Origin of the sequence: Rhodococcus sp. 14-2483-1-2, from assembly GCF_002259405.1 — a bacterium.
GTDB lineage: Bacteria > Actinomycetota > Actinomycetes > Mycobacteriales > Mycobacteriaceae > Rhodococcoides.
The window spans coordinates 377,040-395,727 of sequence record NZ_NPFW01000022.1; the positions used below are offsets into that span (position 1 = coordinate 377,040).

Annotated in this window: 11 protein-coding genes; 3 read left to right on the forward strand and 8 right to left on the reverse strand. The window is 65.6% G+C overall.

The features are described from left to right. Positions 1 to 2 precede the first annotated feature (2 nt). The 6 genes from alaS to CH295_RS22765 form a co-directional block, all read right to left on the reverse strand. Positions 3 to 2,669: an alanine--tRNA ligase gene (gene alaS / locus CH295_RS22740; protein WP_094741982.1), complete on the reverse strand. Its 2,667-nt coding sequence runs from the start codon at positions 2,667 to 2,669 to the stop codon at positions 3 to 5. 42 nt (positions 2,670 to 2,711) lie between these two features. Then, a complete protein-coding gene (locus CH295_RS22745; protein ID WP_170946025.1) occupies positions 2,712 to 4,121 on the reverse strand; it encodes a replication-associated recombination protein A in 1,410 nt (469 codons plus the stop codon). A gap of 49 nt (positions 4,122 to 4,170) precedes the next feature. Then, complete coding sequence (locus tag CH295_RS22750) at positions 4,171 to 5,340, reverse strand: protein kinase family protein (protein WP_037189411.1); 1,170 nt, start codon at positions 5,338 to 5,340, stop codon at positions 4,171 to 4,173. Between the two features lie 155 nt (positions 5,341 to 5,495). Then, positions 5,496 to 6,395, reverse strand: a complete 900-nt coding sequence (locus tag CH295_RS22755) for a transglutaminase family protein (RefSeq protein ID WP_094741983.1) — start codon at positions 6,393 to 6,395, stop codon at positions 5,496 to 5,498. Then, positions 6,395 to 9,118, reverse strand: coding sequence for a circularly permuted type 2 ATP-grasp protein (locus CH295_RS22760; RefSeq protein ID WP_094741984.1), 2,724 nt, complete (start codon positions 9,116 to 9,118; stop codon positions 6,395 to 6,397). The genes CH295_RS22755 and CH295_RS22760 overlap by 1 nt, the downstream gene beginning before the upstream one ends. Positions 9,119 to 9,246: 128 nt before the next feature. Further along, complete coding sequence (locus CH295_RS22765; RefSeq protein ID WP_094634579.1) at positions 9,247 to 12,636, reverse strand: transglutaminase family protein; 3,390 nt, start codon at positions 12,634 to 12,636, stop codon at positions 9,247 to 9,249. A gap of 206 nt (positions 12,637 to 12,842) precedes the next feature. Here CH295_RS22765 and CH295_RS22770 point away from each other — a divergent pair, with 206 nt between their 5' ends. Together CH295_RS22770 and CH295_RS22775 are read left to right on the forward strand one after the other, a co-directional pair. Continuing rightward, complete coding sequence (locus CH295_RS22770; protein ID WP_252342148.1) at positions 12,843 to 13,445, forward strand: RDD family protein; 603 nt, start codon at positions 12,843 to 12,845, stop codon at positions 13,443 to 13,445. A gap of 125 nt (positions 13,446 to 13,570) precedes the next feature. Continuing rightward, positions 13,571 to 14,632 carry a hypothetical protein gene (locus CH295_RS22775; RefSeq protein WP_094742191.1) on the forward strand — a complete coding sequence of 354 codons (1,062 nt, stop codon included), beginning with the start codon at positions 13,571 to 13,573 and terminating at the stop codon, positions 14,630 to 14,632. A gap of 83 nt (positions 14,633 to 14,715) precedes the next feature. Here the strand turns inward: CH295_RS22775 and aspS are convergent, their stop codons facing one another. Next, a complete protein-coding gene (gene aspS, locus CH295_RS22780) occupies positions 14,716 to 16,500 on the reverse strand; it encodes an aspartate--tRNA ligase (RefSeq protein WP_094741985.1) in 1,785 nt (594 codons plus the stop codon). Between the two features lie 170 nt (positions 16,501 to 16,670). Here aspS and ypfJ point away from each other — a divergent pair, with 170 nt between their 5' ends. After that, on the forward strand, positions 16,671 to 17,594 hold the full coding sequence (gene ypfJ, locus CH295_RS22785; protein WP_094741986.1) for a KPN_02809 family neutral zinc metallopeptidase: 924 nt from the start codon (positions 16,671 to 16,673) through the stop codon (positions 17,592 to 17,594). A gap of 11 nt (positions 17,595 to 17,605) precedes the next feature. Here the strand turns inward: ypfJ and CH295_RS22790 are convergent, their stop codons facing one another. Continuing rightward, positions 17,606 to 18,634 carry an Rv2578c family radical SAM protein gene (locus CH295_RS22790; RefSeq protein ID WP_037189415.1) on the reverse strand — a complete coding sequence of 343 codons (1,029 nt, stop codon included), beginning with the start codon at positions 18,632 to 18,634 and terminating at the stop codon, positions 17,606 to 17,608. Between the last annotated feature and the right edge of the window lie 54 nt (positions 18,635 to 18,688).

Sequence of the window (18,688 nt, forward strand, 5' to 3'; positions counted from 1 at the left end):
CGTCAGTGGGTGAGTTCGGTCAGTCGAGCCCGGGCGGCGTCGATACCGGCTGCGATTCCGGCGACGTCCGATCCCGACCCCTGTGCCAGCTCGGGCTTGCCGCCGCCTCGGCCACCGATGCTCGGACCGAAGGCCGCCACGAGATCGCCTGCCGCGATGCCCGCATCCTGAGCTGCCTTGTTGGTCGAGACCACGAACGGGACCTTGCCGTTCACGGTGCCGAACAGCACCACCACGGCCGGATCCGCGCCCAGCCGGCCTCGGATATCGGTCACCAGGGTGCGCAGGTCGTTGCCGCCGACACCGTCGGGTGCCTGCGCGATCACCGCCCGCAGATCGCCGAACCGCTCGGCCTTTCCGACGAACTCGCCCGCCGAGGCCAGCACGGCAGCGGCCTTGACCGCGTCGAGTTCCTTCTCCGCGACACGCAGACGCTCGACGAGGGTCTCGATGCGAGCCGGGACCTCCTCGGACGGCACCTTCAGCGAGGACGCGATGCCGGCCAGCAGCGCGCGTTCCTTGGCGAGATAGCGGTAGGAATCGAGGCCGACGAATGCTTCGACTCGGCGCACGCCCGAGCCGACCGACGATTCACCGAGAATGGTGACCGGGCCGATCTGCGACGAGTGCCGCACGTGCGTACCACCGCACAGTTCCATCGAGAACGGTCCGCCGATCTCGACGACGCGCACTTCGTCGCCGTAGTTCTCGCCGAACAGGGCCATCGCGCCCATCTTCTTGGCACTGTCGAGGTCGGTGACCATGGTGTTGACCGCGAAGTCCGAACCGACCGCATCGTTGGCGACATTCTCGATGTCGTCGCGCTGCGCCTCCGAGAGCGCGCCCTGCCACGAGAAATCGAAGCGCAGGTAGCCGGGCTTGTTGAGCGATCCGGCCTGGGTCGCGTTCGGCCCGAGGACCTGTCGCAGCGCCGCGTGCACCATGTGGGTACCGGAGTGGCCCTGAGTGGCACCCTTGCGCCACGCGTGGTCGACGTCGACATGAACTGTGTCGCCCTCGGTGATCTGACCCGACTCGACCACGGACTTGTGCGTCCAGACCTTCTTGGCGATCTTCTGCACGTCGTTGACCTTGACGCCGAGGCCGGGTGCGGTGATGGTGCCGATGTCGGCGATCTGACCACCGGACTCGGCGTAGAGCGGGCTGCGGTCGAGGATGATCTCGATGTTCTCGCCCGCAACCGCGGTCGGAACGCGAACACCGTTCTTGATCAACGCCAATACCGTTGCCTCGGAGCCGAGTTCGTCGAATCCGGTGAACTCGGTCGGCGAACCGTCGACGAAATCCTTGTAGACCGTGAGGTCTGCGTGTGCGTGCTTGCGGGCGCGGGCGTCGTCCTTGGCCCGGGTGCGCTGCTCGGCCATCAGCGACCGGAAACCGTCCTCGTCGACCGACAGGCCGGCCTCGGCGGCCATCTCGAGCGTCAGATCGATCGGGAAACCGTAGGTGTCGTGCAGCGCGAATGCTTCTGCGCCGCCGATCTTCTTCGCGCCCGACGCCTTGACCGCCTCGGCGGCACCCTCGAACAGCCGCGAACCCGAGGTGAGGGTCTTGAGAAACGCCGTCTCCTCCCCCACTGCGACGGTGAGGATGCGATCGAAGTCGGTGACGAGGTTCGGGTAGGACTCGGCCATCGTGTCGCGCACGACGGTGACGAACTGCGCCATCGTCTCGTCCGGGGCACCGAGCAGGCGTGCCGATCGCACGATGCGGCGCAGCAGTCGGCGCAGTACGTAGCCCCGCCCGTCGTTACCGGGGTTGACGCCGTCGGAGATCAGCAGCGCGGCGGTGCGGGCGTGATCGGCAATGACGCGGAAGCGCACGTCGTCGTCGTGGTTGGCACCGTAGGCGCGTCCCGAGAGCTCCTCGGCCTTGGCGATCACCGGCCGGACGAGATCGGTCTCGTAGACGTTGTCCACGCCCTGCAGCAGGAAGGCGACGCGCTCGACGCCCATACCGGTGTCGATGTTCTGCTTCGGCAGCGGACCGAGGATCTCGAAGTCGTCCTTGCTGATTCCCTTGCCGCGTTCGTTCTGCATGAACACGAGGTTCCAGATCTCGATGTACCGATCCTCGTCGGCCTCGGGACCACCCTCGGCACCGAACTCGGGTCCACGGTCGTAGTAGATCTCCGAGCACGGGCCGCAGGGGCCGGGAATGCCCATGGACCAGTAGTTGTCGGCCATTCCTCGACGCTGAATCCGCTCGTCGGGCAGGCCTGCGATCTCCTTCCAGAGTTCGATCGCCTCGTCGTCGTCGAGATATGCAGTGGCCCAGATGCGCTCGGGATCGAACCCGTACCCACCGTCCTCCACGCTGTCGGTCAACAACGACCAGGCGTGCCGAATCGCGTCGCGCTTGAAGTAGTCACCGAACGAGAAGTTGCCGGCCATCTGGAAGAACGTGTTGTGGCGGGTGGTGATACCGACGTTCTCGATGTCGAGGGTGCGCACGCACTTCTGGACGCTCGTCGCCGTCTTGTACGGCGGCGTCTGCTGACCGAGGAAGAACGGCACGAAAGGAACCATGCCCGCGTTGACGAACAGCAAGTTCGGGTCGTCGAGGATCAACGACGCACTGGGTACTTCGGTGTGCCCCGCCTTCACGAAATGGTCGAGGAAACGCCTGCGGATCTCATGGGTCTGCACTGATACAGGTTAGCGTCCGAGACCCTGTGCCGACTCGAGGGCCTATCGGCCTCGGATGATGCGCCGCAGTTTCCCCACCCTGGTCGCGATTTCGCGCTCGGCACCGTGTTCGGTGGGCTCGTAATAGTTCACGCCCACCAGTTCGTCCGGCGGATACTGCTGCCCCAGTACGCCGCCAGGACTGCTGTGCGGGTACCGATACCCGACGGCGTTTCCCAGCCCTTGCGCTCCCTTGTAGTGGCCGTCGCGTAAATGCGGCGGAACCGATCCCGACTTGCCTGCCGCGACGTCGGCCATGGCCGCACCGAGTGCGCCGATCACGGCACCGGACTTGGGCGCGGTCGCCAGGTGAATCGTCGCCTGCGCCAGCGCCAACCGCGCCTCGGGCATCCCGATCATCTGCACGGCGCTGGCGGCGGCCGTCGCCGTCTGCAGCGCTGTGGGATCGGCCATCCCGATGTCCTCGCTGGCGTGCACGACGAGGCGCCGCGCGATGAACCGCGCGTCCTCGCCTGCCGTGATCATCCGCGCCAGATAGTGCAGGGCGGCGTCGACGTCGGACCCTCTGATCGACTTGATGAATGCACTGATGACGTCGTAGTGCTGATCTCCGTCGCGGTCGTAGCGCACGGCGGCCTTGTCGACACTGGCCTCGACCGTCGCGAGGTCGAGCGTTCCGTCGGTCGCGGCACCTGCCGCCGCCTCGAGGGCCGTCAACGCTCGTCGGGCGTCACCGGCCGCGAGACGCACCAGATGATCCATCGCGTCCTCGGCGATGGTCACCGCACCGTCGAGTCCGCGCGGATCGTTCGCGGCGCGAGTGAGCAACAACTCGATGTCCTCGGATCCCAGCGGCTGCAACTGCAGAACCAACGATCGGGACAGCAGCGGAGAGACCACCGAGAACGACGGGTTCTCGGTGGTCGCAGCGACCAACAACACGATGCGATTCTCGACGGCTGCCAGCAATGCATCCTGCTGCGTCTTGGAGAAGCGGTGCACCTCGTCGATGAACAGCACCGTCTGCTCGCCCGAGAGAAGTCGCCGTCGCGCCAGCTCGATGACGTTGCGTACTTCCTTGACTCCGGCCGACAGGGCCGACAGCGCCTCGAACTTGCGTCCGGTCGCGCCCGAGATCAACGACGCCAGCGTCGTCTTGCCGGTTCCCGGTGGACCGTAGAGCATCACCGAGGATGCGCCGGAGCCCTCGACGAGCCGGCGCAGCGGCGCACCGGGAGCCAACAGATGAGACTGCCCCACCACCTCGTCGAGGCTCGTCGGACGCATGCGCACCGCCAGCGGGGCGTCGGGCCTGATGTAGGTGGACGTCGGACGGGACTCGGCGACCGTGGCCTCCGGTGCCGCAGGCGTGTCGAAGAGTCCGTCGTCGCCGAACTCGTCGCTTCCCGAGATGTCCCCGCCCGAGATGTCACTTCCGAAACCGCCGCTCACCGGTCGAACGCTACCGATCCGACCGCCGGATGCGCGAACGACGTCTTCCTCAGCGCTCCCACTTCGTGCGCAGCGCGGTTCCGACCGACGTCGCGTACTCGGCGATACCGGTCTCGCCGACGCGCGCAGCACTGTCTGCCAGGACCGCCCACCGCGACATCAGCGCCTGCGACCTCGGAACCGACAGATGGTGAGCACGCGCCGCTGCGATGCGGGTGTGATCGTCGGGCAGGAACCAGTAGGTGCTGAGCCATACCCAGATCAGACGCGCGTCGAGGATCTTGCTCGCCAGCGTGGTGTCGTCGGCCAACGCGGGCCAAATTCCCACCACTTCCGAGCGCCACGCGTCGATCATGGCCTGCTCGCGATCGTGCGAGAGCTCGAAGCTGCACAGGCAACCCGGAAACGACGCCAGCGCATAGGTGATGTCGAGGGTGGCGTCACGGAATCCGCCCCACTCGTAGTCGAGGAACCGCACACCTTCGTCGTTGACGATGATGTTGTCGGGGCACAGGTCGGACGGGCTGAAGGCACGGAAGGCTCCGTGCGCGAACAACCGCCCGCTGCGAGAGACGCGATCGAGAATCGCATCCGGGGTCGTTCCGACGCCGAGGAGATCGGTCAGCAGGCCGGGAACCTCGGCGAGCGCATCGGGTATCTGGGCGGAGATCCCGTCGGTCGAGTCGGGTTGCCCCACCCGGCGCAGGAGAGCCGCGAAGTCGTCCTCGCGGCCGACGGTGGCGGCGTGCATGCGGCCGAGCGCCTGAGCCATGGCCATCAACGAGTTGGTCACCGCGGCTTCGTCCGAGTTGCGCAGCAGAGTGGTGATGGGACTGGCGTCGCCGAGATCGCTGAGAACCAGCAGCCGCGCATCGAGATCGTAGGCGTGCAGCTCGGGTCCTGGCCTGCTGTCCGTGGCCAGAGCGTTGGCGAACTGGTACGACGCCGCCTCGCGAAGGAAGGCACTGGAACCGGAGATGTCGGCGAGCTCGGCGTGCAGTTCCGATTCGTCGGGCAGGTCGCGAACCTGCTTGATCACCAGGGTGCGGGGCAGCTGAAACGGGTTCTCGGAGACTCGGACTCGCAACACGATCGCTTGGCCGCTACCCCCCAGATTCACCGGGTCGATCAACGTCACCGGAGCTCCGGTGCGTTTGGTGAGGAGTCGCTGAGCTGCTGCTACTACCTCTGATACAGGGTCTGCCAGTGTTGCGGTCATCGATGTCCAAGCTACCCGTTCGGTGTGTTCTGCTGTGCCGTCTCGGTGGCTACGAATGAGAAACGATTGTCCGTTTTGCGGCTTTTCGCACGTTGCATTCGCAGATTCGACCAGATGGTCGGTTACCCCCGGGCCACCGAATTATGCAGGGTTCGCTACTGCGGTGCAACGTCCACCGATACGGCGATGGTGCTCTCCTCCGCCTCGGTGTAGATCACCCCTCGCAATGGAGGTACGTCGGCGTAGTCGCGTCCCCACGCCACGGTCGCGTACCGCTCGTCGACCAGCTGATCGTTGGTGGGATCGAAGGCGAGCCAGCGATCGTTCGGCATCCACACCGCTGCCCACGCGTGGGTCGCGTCGACACCGATCATCCGCTCCTTGCCGGGAGGAGGTTCGGTGGCGAGGTATCCCGACACGTACCGGGCCGCCAGACCCTGGGACCGCAAGCACGCGATGGCAAGGCGAGCGAAGTCCTGACACACCCCTGATCGCGCGGCGAGGACATCGACAACGGTGGTCGAGACCGTCGTCGAACCGGAAAGATAGCGAAAATCGGTGAAGATCCGATGTGTCAGATCGACGATGACGTCCGCCAGCGGTCGACCGGGCCAGAAGCTGGGTGCAGCGTAGGCGCGTACCTCGTCGGTGATCTCCGGGGTCGGCAGATCCAGAGCGAACTCCACAGCCGATGCACGGGCCGGATCCGCAGGCACGTTCGCACCGAACAGCGCCATCCGAGCGGACTCCCAGGATGCCGTCGCCGGCCACGACGTGGTCTCGTCCACCGGGCGCGGATACACCTCGACGAGCGAATCTGCCGTGACGACCAACTTCTCGTGATCGTTCGTCACATGGAAGTACACGTCTTCGTTGCCGTAGACATCCACTCCGAAGGACTGGTCCGTGGGGGCCGGCTCCACCGTGACCGACTTCTCCACGCAGTGCTGCCCGTCCATGTCCCGCGGCGCGAGGAATCCCCGCCCGTAGGACGAGGTCACGCGGTCGGAATACGTGTAGGTGGTGATGTGCTTGATTCGGTACCGACGACTCATCACCGCACCCCGTTCGCAGTTCGGATGTTCGAGCTACCCCACAGCGGCTGCGTGCCACCGGGCAACGACATGTGCGTGGCGAGGACGACGCGAGACAATTCCTCGAGTGAGTCGTGGATGCCGTCCACCAGCTCGATCAACTCCACCCGTCGGCCGTTCGCGTCGACCGATTCCAGATCACCCGGGTCGACCCGCCGCAATCGCACCCGCATCTGCTCGACGAGCTGCTCGGGCCGCGACGTACCCGAGGCGTCGGGCAACGAACCCAGGTCGTCTCGAAGCCGATCGAGCTGGTAGACCAAGGCCCGCGGGTTGCCCTCGTCGAACAACAGCAACTGCGCGACGGCTGCCGGACGCGCGCGCCCACTGTTACGTCTGCGGTAGATCACCGAGGACTCCGCCGCGGACAGCACCGAGTCGATGACCGCCTGTTCGGTGGACGGCGTGAGAGCGTGGCTGAGCGTGGCCGAAAGCAGCGCAGTCAGCTGAAGACCACGCTCGATCCGTTTGCCGGCGTCCATCAGATACCAGCCCGCGTCTCGCACCATCGATTCCGACGCCAAGCCGGCCAGCGCGAGCAGACCACGCAGCACACTCGACTGCGACGACGCCAGTTGTGCGCCGTTGTGAACCGGCGACTCGGCCAGCTCCTCGAGCGCGGTGTCGATGCGGTTCAGAACCGCCCAGGTGTCGTTCGAGAGCTGGTCGCGGACCGCGCGCGCCGCCTGCTGCATCCGGTCCACCGATTGCGCCAGCGAACCCATACGTCCCGTCGAGAGCATCAGCGAGCGCATCTCCACGATCGCGTCGCCGCGGTTCTTCTCGTCGAGAAATCCCGGCCAGGTGCGCGAGACCTTGGTGACCGCTTCGAGCAGAATCGGCAGACTTTCGCTGCCTTCGAGCCACGGCATCGAGCGGTAGTCCTGATTGCGTTCGCGCGCAGCGATGAGCAATCGAGTCATGTCCTCGGCACGCTCGCTGTAGCGGCCGAACCAGAACAGGTCGCCGAGTACACGTGGAGAGCTGACGACATCGACATTGGACGCGGCGTACTGCGGCAACTCCTCCACCGTGGCGGGCGGAGTGTGCGGTGCCGAGTCGGCCGGGGTGACCCGTTCCACCGACTTGACCCACACGTCCTTCGACGCCACCGTGATGAGCGGATCGGTGACCGGTGCGGTGAGCACCACCTGCCCCAGACCGCCGCGCATCGGTGTGTACCCGCCGCGCTGCGCAACCGTGAACAGCCGCATCCCCACTTGCGCTGGGGCCACCGACAACTGGGAACCCGATCCGCCGTCGATCGACGAACCGACCGGAGCCAACGAGAACTCGGGGACTTCCTGCCCGGTCCACTTCCACGGCTCGGCGACGATTCGATTCCACAGCTCCCTGGCTGCGACATCGGTGAGATCGTGCCCCACCACCGTGCGACGCGAGGTGGTCGACCGCAGCACCAGCGAACGCAGCCGATTTCCGATGTGCGAGAGCTGGTTCGGATCACCGCCCCAGTACGTCTGCACCGAACCGAGAATCAGGTCCTCGTCCAACAGGGCACGGCTCAACGCCGGAAGCAACGGAAGCAGAGCCGGGTTCTCGAGCACACCGCTACCGAGGGTGTTCACCACGCTCACGGCGCCGCGCCGCAGCACCTCGACCAGACCGACGACACCCAGGTGCGAATCCGGGCGTAGATCGAGTGGGTCGGCGAACTCGGCGTCGACTCGGCGCAGCACCACATCCACCCGACGCAACTTGCCCAGCGACCGCATCCACAGACAACCGTCGCGGACGACGAGATCGGCATTCTCCACGAGAGGAAAGCCGAGAACCGTTGCCAGATAAGCCTGATCGAATGCCGTCTCGGAATGCGAACCGGGACTGAGCACCACCACGACCGGGTTCTCGGCCGATGCGGGAGCCGCGTCGCGAAGCGCCAATCGCACTGCGCGAGCGAACGTCGAGAGCGGCCTGGGATTGCTGGCCTGGAACAACTCGGGCATCGCGCGCGACATCACTCGCCGATCGGCGAGCGCGTAGCCCACTCCCGACGGTGCCTGCGTGCGGTCGGCGATGACTCGGAATTCGCCGTCGGAACCTCGGGCGACATCGGCGGCGTGCATGAACAGCTGATGCGGCCCCGGAATGGTGATCGCGTGCGCCGTCCGCAGGTAGCCCGGGTTGCCGAAGACCAACTCCGGCGGAATCAACCCCCGACGAACGGTTTCCTGGGCACCGTAGATGTCGGTGAGCACCGCGTCGAGCAGCATCGACCGCTGAACCAAACCTGCTTCCAGACGATCCCACTCGTCGGCCGCGACAACCAACGGAACGCTGTCCAACCCCCACCGAACAGCACTGGGCACCGCCTCGCTGCCACCCGACGGAATCGGGTTGTACGTGATGCCGTGGTCATCGACCAGACGGCTCACCCGCGACTGCAACGTCTGCATGGCACCCGGGCCGGCCTCACGCATCCCGTCGACCAACTCCGCCCAATGCGGACGCACGGCGTCGTCGGCGTCGAGCATCTCGTCGAACCGATCGACGCGACCGCTCACGGCCTCGCGCCGACCGCGATACGCGAGCCACGGCAACCCGGCTCCGGTCGACACTTCTTCGTTCCTGCCGGCTCCACTCGAAACATCGTCGTTCCTGCCGGCTCCACTCGAAACATCATCGTTCCTGCCGGCTCCACTCAGGGTGGTATCCACGGGCACCATCGAGCCGTTGTTCCTTCCGTCGGTCGATCACACTCCGCCGCCGGGTGACTCCGCTGCCTGCGGAACCACCCGATACGCGTCGGACCGCGATCGCTACCGGTCGACTCGTTCTCCTGTGCAGTCGCGCGTCAGGACGTGATGACTCCGGTCCGGCGCAGGTCGAGCATGCCGGGCGCGGACACATCGATCGCTTGGCGAGCGTGCATCTCGAGCAATCTTGCTACGTCCACCTTGCCCGAGGTGAACCCGCCCTCCTCGAAGCGGCCGTTGCGGCGTGCTTCGGCTTCCACCGAGTTGACGGGAGGCCCCTCGTACGAGCGCCCACCCGGGTGCACGACGTGGTACGAGCACCCACCGACCGCGCGTCCGGTCTGCATTTCCACCAGATCGAAACGCAGTGGACTCTGCACCTCGATCGTCGGGTGCAGTGCACTCGGCGGCTGCCAAGCGCGGTAACGCACGCCGGCGACCTGCACGTCCTGACGCTCGGTGCGCAACATCGGCACCGGCACCCCGTTGCACGTCACCATGTATCGGCCCGCATCGGCTCCGGCGACCTGAACCTGGATTCGTTCCACCGAAGAGTCGACGTACCTCGCGGTGCCCGAGGACGTCGATTCCTCGCCGAGGGTGTTCCATGGCTCGATCGCGCCACGCAACTCGATCTCGGCATCCCCGACCACGGTGGTACCGATTCGGGGAAACCTGAATTCGGTGAACGGATCGAGCCAGCTGGTGTCGAAATCGATGCCGTGCTCACGGAGGTCCTCGACGACACGACCGATATCGTTGATGACGAAGTGCGGCAACATGTACCGACCGTGCAGGTTGGCACCGTGCCGGATGAGAGGTGCTTTCAGCGGGGTGTCCCAGAACCGCGAGACCATCGATCGCACGAGCAGTGACTGCACCATCGCCATCTGATGGTGCGGCGGCATCTCGAACCCGCGCAGTTCGAGCAGTCCCAATCGTCCGCGAGTGGAGTCGGGACTGTAGAGCTTGTCGATGCAGAACTCGGCGCGGTGGGTGTTGCCGGTGATGTCGGTGAGCAGGTGCCGCAGCGCTCGGTCGACGACCCAGGGCGACGCCGATCGGTCGGCCCCGGTCAGTCGCTCGATCTCGCTGAACGCGACCTCGAGCTCGTAGAGCGATTCCTCGCGGCCCTCGTCGGCGCGAGGAGCCTGCGACGTGGTGCCGATGAAGCGGCCCGAGAACAGGTACGACAGCGACGGGTGCCGCTGCCAGTGAGTCAGCAGCGAGACCAACAGGTCCGGTCGACGCAGAACGGGTGAATCCACCGGCGTCACGCCGCCGAGGGTGATGTGGTTTCCACCGCCCGTTCCACGAGTGGTGCCGTCGTTGTCGAATCCCTCTGTGCTCAAACGGGACTGACGCGCCTCGAGGTAGAGACGCTCCATCAGCTCGTTCTGTTCGGCCCACGAAGAGGTGGGTTGCACGTTGACCTCGATCACACCGGGATCCGGTGTGACGGTGAGGGTTTGGATACGCGGATCGGACGGCGGACCGTAGCCCTCGATCACGACGGGCGTGCTGATGGTCGACGCCGCCTGCTCGACGCGTGAAACGAGGTCGACGAAGTCGTCCAACCGATCCATCGGCGGCATGAACACGTGCAGGACGCCGTCACGGACCTCGGCGACCAGCGCGGTGACGGCGGTGCCGCCCACCCCGGACGTCTCGTTCACCAACTGCGCGTACCGCGACTCGGCCGGATTCACCGCACGCGGCGGTTGCTGGGTCAGCTGCGGTGTGGGCAGATCCGCCTTGGGAGCGGTGGGGTCCGCCGGGTTCTCGACGGGTCCGCCGTCCCAGGAGATCGCTCGCAGTGGCAGCCGCAGACCCGCGGGAGAATCGCCTTCCAACAACACTATTCGGCCACGGCGCAACTTCCAGTCCGAGCTCTCCCAGCCGGACCCGTCATCGGTACGGGAGATGGGCAGCACGAAGGCCGCAGGCTCGTCGGTGCTGGCATCGAGCCGTTCGAGCAGTCGTTTTCTGGCGTCCGCGGAATCGGCTCCCGGTTCGAGATCCTCGTCGTCGGCGGGCGGGTCACCGTAGGGCTGGCGAACCAGATCCAACAGTTTCACCAACGGGTCCTCGTAGGCGGGACGCGCTTGTGAGGCAGGCAGTCCGAGCGCCTTGACCAACTCGTCGATCAGTTCCTGCGACGCCGAGTTGTCCACCGGCTCCGGGCGCAGATCTTCCGCCAACCAGGGATCGGCGATCAGGTCGGAGTCGTGCCACAGGGCTTGACCGTCGGTGCGCCAGAACAGTCCCACCTGCCACCGCGGCAGCGGTTCACCGGGGTACCACTTGCCCTGACTGCGCTGCACCAGACCGTCCGGTGCGTAGATGGTGCGAAGCCGTTCGGCGAGCACACTGGCCAGCTTGCGCTTGTGTGGGCCATCGGCCGTGGTGTTCCACTCGGGCGCTTCCTGATTCTCGATCGCCACGAACGTGGGCTCGCCGCCGACGGTCAAACGAATGTCCTGATCGAGCATCCGCTTGTCGATCTTCTCGGCTGTCGCCTTGATCGACTCCCACTGCTCGGCGGTGTAGGGCAAGGTCGTTCGCGGATCCTCGTGGACGCGCACGACGGTGTTCGAGAAGTCGAGTTCGGCCTTGCACTTGCTCGTCGCACCGGAGATGGCGGCGGCAGTCGACGGGTGCGGCGTCGCCGACAGAGGGATGTGGCCTTCGCCGGCGAACAGGCCCGAGGTCGGATCCATCCCGACCCAGCCCGCACCGGGGAGATAGACCTCGGTCCAGGCGTGGAGATCGGTGAAGTCCTCCACCGGCCCGGACGGGCCGTCCAACGACTTGACGTCGGAGGACAACTGCACCAGGTAACCCGAAACGAAACGCGCCGCCAGACCCATCTGACGCAGTACCGACACCAGCAACCATGCCGAGTCGCGGCACGACCCGACGGCGGACGTCAGGGTCAGATCAGGGGTCTGCACTCCGGGTTCCATGCGCACGGAGTACCCGACGTCCCCCATGACGGCCTGGTTTGCCATCACGAGAAAATCGATGGTGCGCAACGATTCTCCGCGCTCGACGACGGCCGCCTGCAGCTTCTCCACCCAGGCCGAGACCACCGGGCCGGGTCCGGATCCGGCCTTGCCCTCGTCCACCGGGCGCAGGTACGGCTCGAGGTCGGGAAGGTCGTGCTCTTCGTACGCGAAACCGAAGTGCTCGGCCCATTCCTCGACGAAGAAGTCGAGGGGATTGATCGACGCCATGTCCGCGACGAGTCCGACGGTGATCGACAGATGGTCGGTTCGCTCGGGGAAGACCACCCGAGCGAGGAAGTTTCCGAACACGTCCTGCTGCCAGTTGACGAAATGCTCCGCCGGTTCGATCTTCAGCGAGTACGCCTCGATCGGTGTACGCGAATGCGGTGCCGGTCGCAGCCGAATTTCGTGCGGAAAGATCTTGACGGTGCGGTCGAATTTATAGCTGGTGCGGTGTTCGAGTGCAACCTTGATGCCCACGGCGAGCCCCTCGTGATAGTCCCGGTATGGGTAGAACACCCAACCCTAGTAGGACCGGGCCCGGTGCGCTCGGCGAGAAATCGTGTCCGAAATGTACTGACCGGGCGGGTGTGTACTGCTTGACACCCTCTTCGTGGTGCGGTTCGCTCAGCGAGAATCGAGTATTCGTTCGACGCACGCCACACTTTGCAACCAAAGGGAATCTCGTGAGCGACAATCCACCCAACGGACCGCAGTACGGCTCGGATCCGAACCAACCCCAGTACCCCACGAATCCGGCGTCCGGTTACCCGCCACCCGGCAACTACCCACCCCCGGGCAACTACCCACCTCCGCCCGTGGGTGGCAACGCGGCATTCGGGATGGGCTCGCAGTTGCCCGGCGGCGCGCAGCCAGGCAGCCTCGGATCACGGTTCGCGGCACGCTTCGTGGACGGGCTGATTCTCGCCGTCGTCCAGTTCGTCCTGTACGTGATTCTGCCGAGCGGGTTCTTCGGAACTTTCCTCCTGGGTCTCGTGTCCGCCGTCCTCGGTTTCGCATACTTCACGCTGCTCGAGTCCTCCCGTGGCCAGACCCTGGGCAAGCAGGCCCTCGGATTGCGCACCCTCGGCGCAGCGGGCGGATTGCCCACTCAGGCCGAGGCAGCCAAGCGCAACGCGTTCATGCTGCTGAACGTGGTACCGCTGCTGGGCAACGTTCTGGTGATCGTGGCGTACATCGTCATTGCGGTGACCATCAACTCGAGCCCGACCAAGCAGGGCAAGCACGACGAGATCGCCGGCGGAACCCAAGTCATCAGCATCTCGTAACAACCCGTCCACGCACGAGCGGACCTCCGACATTCCAGGAGGCCCGCTCGTCTGCGTTCGGGTGTTCCCGGGCCTCGGTGCCCCAGAGCACCCCACTCGTCCCGACCACAGACCAGGAGAACGACGTGAGCGACAACTCGACCGACGAACCGCGGCCCGGCGAGGGATCCGATCCCGACCGCCCCGAAACGCCGAACACTCCCCCGCCGAACACGGGAAGAACCCCACCGCCTCCTGGTGGTCAGTACCAACCCCCGCCCGGAAACTACCCGCCTCCCGGCGGCTACCCATCTCCGGACAACTACCCACCGCAGGGCAACTACCCGCCGCAGGGTGGTTACCCGCCTCCCGGTGGCTACCCACCCCCGCCCGGAAACTTTCCACCGCAGGGCGGCGCACCCGGCGGCTATCCGCCGCCTCCCGGGGCGTACCCACCGCCTCCCGGCAATTACGGAAATTACGGCAACCAGGGGTACGGGCACACGCCCCTGGGTCCCAATCCCGGTCGTCTGGACGCAGGCGCGGCGCTGAGCTACGGGTTCGCGAAGTTCAAGGCCAACGTCGGCCCGTGGCTGGGCATCACCGCCATCGTCTGGGCCGTCAGCGCTATCGGACTCGCCGTGATCTTCGTCTCGACGTTCAGCGCAGCAATGGCAGCCGCCGACGCCGGCGACACGACCTTCACGACCACGACATCCGGGGTGGCCATCGTCATGACGGCCATCGCCACGTTCGCGTCGTATTTCGTCAACGCCGCCTATGTTCGCGGAGCTTTGGACGAGACCGGTGCACCCGAGAAGCCGTCCTTCGGGCGGTTCTTTCAACTCACCAACGTCGGGCAGATCGCCATCCTGGCGTTGATCTGGACCGTCGTCAGCGTGGTGTTCAGTTTCATCCCGTTCCTCGGAACGGTCCTTCTGATCGTGATCGGCTTCCTGGCCAACTTCGCCCTGACGTTCCTGATCGATCGGAACCAGTCGGCGATCGAATCCATCAAGTCCAGTGTCGACCTGACCGTCAAGAACTTCGGCCCGCTGCTGCTGCTCCTCCTGCTGTTGGCCGCGATCAACATCGTCGGTGCTCTGCTGTGTGGCCTCGGTTTGCTCTTCACCATTCCGATTTCGGTGATCGCCACCAACTACGCGTACCGCGTCTTAACCGGCGGTCCGCTGTCCCCCGCACGCTGACCCGACTGCTCCCGAACTACTCTCGAACAGACGAATGTCCCCGTAGCGCAGAGCGTTACGGGGACATTCGTCTTCGAACCTTCTCAGGCTTCGGCCGGTTCTTCCTTCTTCTCCGGCTTGAAGTCGACGCCCGATTCCTTACGCTGCTGCGGCGTGATCGGTGCGGGTGCATCGGTCAACGGGTCGATGCCGCCACCGGACTTCGGGAACGCTATGACCTCACGGATGGAATCGACTCCGGCGAGCAGCGCAGTGATGCGATCCCAGCCGAACGCGATGCCGCCGTGCGGCGGTGCGCCGTAGGAGAAGGCATCGAGGAGGAAGCCGAACTTCTCCTGAGCTTCTTCCTTGCCGATACCCATGATCGCGAACACCCGTTCCTGAATGTCCTTGCGGTGGATACGAATACTGCCACCGCCGATCTCGTTGCCGTTGCAGACGATGTCGTAGGCGTAGGCCAGAGCAGATCCGGGGTCGGTGTCGAACGTGTCCATCGACTCCGGCTTGGGCGACGTGAAGGCGTGGTGCACTGCAGTCCATGCACCTGACCCGACGGCCACGTCGCCACTGGCGGTGGCGTCGGACGTGGGCTCGAACAACGGAGCGTCGACGACCCACACGAACGCCCATGCCTTCGGGTCGATCAGGTCGAGCTTGCGAGCGATCTCGCCGCGCACGGCACCGAGCAATCCACGTGATGCCTTGATCGGGCCCGCGGAGAAGAAGATCGCGTCGCCGTTGTTCGCACCGACGTGTGCTGCAAGGCCGTCGCGCTCGGCGTCGGTCAGGTTCTTGGCAACCGGGCCGCCCAGCGTGCCGTCCTCACCGACGAGAACGTACGCGAGGCCCTTGTGGCCTCGCTGCTTGGCGAATTCCTGCCACCGGTCGAGCTGCTTTCGGGGCTGGCTCGCGCCACCGGGCATGACGACCGCGCCGACGTACGGGGCCTGGAACACTCGGAACGTGGTGTCGGAGAAGAAGTCCGTGCATTCGACCAGTTCGATGTCGAAGCGGAGGTCGGGCTTGTCCGAACCGTAGCGACGCATCGCCTCGGCGTAGGTGATCCGTGGAATCGGAGCCGTGAAGTGGTGGCCGACGAGCTTCCACAGCGAGGCCAGGATCTCCTCGGCCAGCAGGATGACGTCGTCCTGGGTGACGAAGCTCATCTCGACGTCGAGCTGCGTGAACTCCGGCTGACGGTCGGCGCGGAAATCCTCGTCTCGGTAGCACCGAGCAATCTGGTAGTACCGCTCGATGCCGCCGACCATGAGCAGCTGCTTGAACAGCTGCGGACTCTGCGGCAGAGCGTAGAAGCTACCCGGCTGCAACCTCGCCGGCACCAGGAAGTCGCGGGCACCCTCGGGGGTGGATCGCGTGAGCGTCGGAGTCTCGACCTCGACGAACTCGTGATGCGCGAGCACCGATCGGGCCGCAGCGTTGACGTGCGAGCGCAGGCGAATGGCACGCCCGGGGCCCTCACGACGCAGATCGAGGTAGCGGTACTTCAGACGCGCTTCTTCACCCGGCTGGTCGTCGAGCTGGAACGGCAGCGGTGCGGCCTCGGACAGAACCTCGATCTCGGAGGCCTCGACCTCGATCGCGCCGGTCGGGATCTCGTAGTTGGCGTTGCCCTCGGGGCGGCCTTCGACCTTGCCGGTCACCTTCACGACGTATTCGGCGCGCAGGCGGTGCGCCTGCTCGAGTGCTGCTCCCTCGCGGAAGACGACCTGGGACACACCGGACGCGTCGCGCAGATCGATGAAGATGACGCCGCCGTGATCGCGTCGGCGGGCCACCCATCCCGTCAGCGTCACGGTTCGGTCGACGTGCTCGGGGCGTAATGAGCCGGCGAGGTGGGTGCGCAGCACGGGTGTCCTTTCGAGAAAAATCCGCTGATCGTGTTCTTCGCTCACCGATCCTACGGAGCACATGACCGTAGAAGGAAACGAGATCGCGCCGCGGCGTGCGAAGCTATGGCCGACAGCAGCGATGTGTGTTCTCGCCACAGGGTGGGAGCTCGGCGGAGAGGAACTCGGGCATGACCTTCAGAGAAGGTTCGCGGATGGAGCGGGGTCGAGTCTCCGTCGGCGGCAGCGGTGGCGGCGGACGCGGTGGCAAACTCGCCATCGGCGGTGGTGCAGGCGGCCTGATCATCATCGTCATCGCACTGCTCTTCGGCGGAGATCCCGGCTCGATTCTCAATCAGATCAGTGGCGGCGACAGCTCTGCCGGGCAGGTCGACTCCGGCACCTCGGGGACCCTCGAGGGCTGCGAGACAGAGGCCGAAGCGAACAGCAAGATCGACTGCCGTATCGGATTCACGGTATCGAGTCTGGACACCGTCTGGGAATCTCAGCTGCAAGCGCAGACCGGTGTCGCTTACGTTCAACCCGGCGTGAATCTGTTCTCGGGAGCAACCAACACCGGCTGCGGCAACGCCACCAGCGCCGTCGGGCCGTTCTACTGCCCGGCCGATTCCACCGCCTACTTCGATACGAGCTTCTTTCAGGTTCTCGTCGACCAGTTCGGCTCCAGCGGCGGCCCGTTGGCGCAGGAGTACGTGGTGGCGCACGAGATCGGCCACCACCTGCAGAACCAACTGGGCGACATCGGCCGCGCCCAGGCCGATCCGCAGGGACCCGAGTCCGGTGGCGTCAAAGTGGAGTTGCAGGCCGACTGCTACGCGGGAATCTGGGCGCACTACGCAGCCGACACCGTCGACCCGGACACCGGGGTTCCGTTCCTCGAGCCGCTGACCACCACCGACATCGACGACGCCCTCTCCGCGGCATCGTCGGTGGGCGACGACCGAATTCAGCAGGCATCCACGGGCAGCGTCAACCCCGAGGGCTGGACTCACGGTTCGTCCGCGCAGCGACAGGCGTGGTTCACCGCGGGCTACGAGACCGGACAGGTGGCGGCCTGCGACACGTTCGCGGCACGCGATCTGAACAATCCCTGAACCGGCACCGATCAGAACAGGGTGAGAGCGGGCCCCGAGGTCACCAGTTCTCGGGAATCGGCCGGCTCGTTGGCGGGCAGCGAGCGGGTCTGCTCTGCGGCGAACCCGTAGGTGTCGAGCAGCGGATCGATTCTGGCTTTCAGCCACTGCTTGTACTCGGGAGTCACGTACGCCCCGTGTCCGTAGAGCTGACGGTATCGACGCACCAACGCGGGGTGTTCCTTCACCAGCCAGCTCATGTACCAGTCCTTGGTGCTCGAACGCAGATGCATCGGCAGGGCCGTCACGGTCGTCGCACCGGCCTCGGCCAGGGCACCGATCAGACCGTCCAGTTGCTTGGCCCCGTCGGTGAGAAACGGAATGACCGGTGCCACCAGAACCCCGCAGTCCAGTCCCGCATCACGTACCGCACGAATGAGGTCCAATCGCGCTCGCGGACTGGGGGTTCCGGGCTCGAGCTGCTTCTGCAGGTCGGCGTCGTGAATGGCCAGGCTGATGCTCACCTGCACGTCGACCTGCTGCGCGGCGAGCGTCAACAGGGGCAGATCACGCCGCAGCAAGGTGCCCTTGGTGAGAATCGAGAACGACGTGCCCGATTCGGTCAGTGCCCGAATGATGCCGGGCATCAACCGATACCGACCCTCCGCGCGTTGGTAGGGGTCGGTGTTGGTACCGAGGGCCACCGGCTCCCGTTTCCACGACCGGCGTGAGAGTTCCTTGCGCAGTACCGCCGCCACGTTCGTCTTCACGACGATCTGCGTGTCGAAATCGTTGCCGGAGTCCAGATCCAGATATTCGTGCGTCGGGCGAGCGAAGCAGTACCGGCATGCGTGTGAGCACCCACGCATCGGATTGACGGTCCAGGAGAACGGCACCTGCGATTCGCTCGGCACCTCGTTCAGGGCGCTCTTGCACAGCACCTCGTGGAAGGTGATGCCCTCGAACTCGGGCGTCTGCACGCTTCGGACCAGCCCGGACCGCTCGAGCCCCGGGAGCGCCCCGTCGTCCGCGGCGTCGAGAGTCTGACCGGCCCATCGCATGCACACAGTCGAACATTTGTTCTATGTCGTGTCAAGGCCGGCCGACCCCGCCGG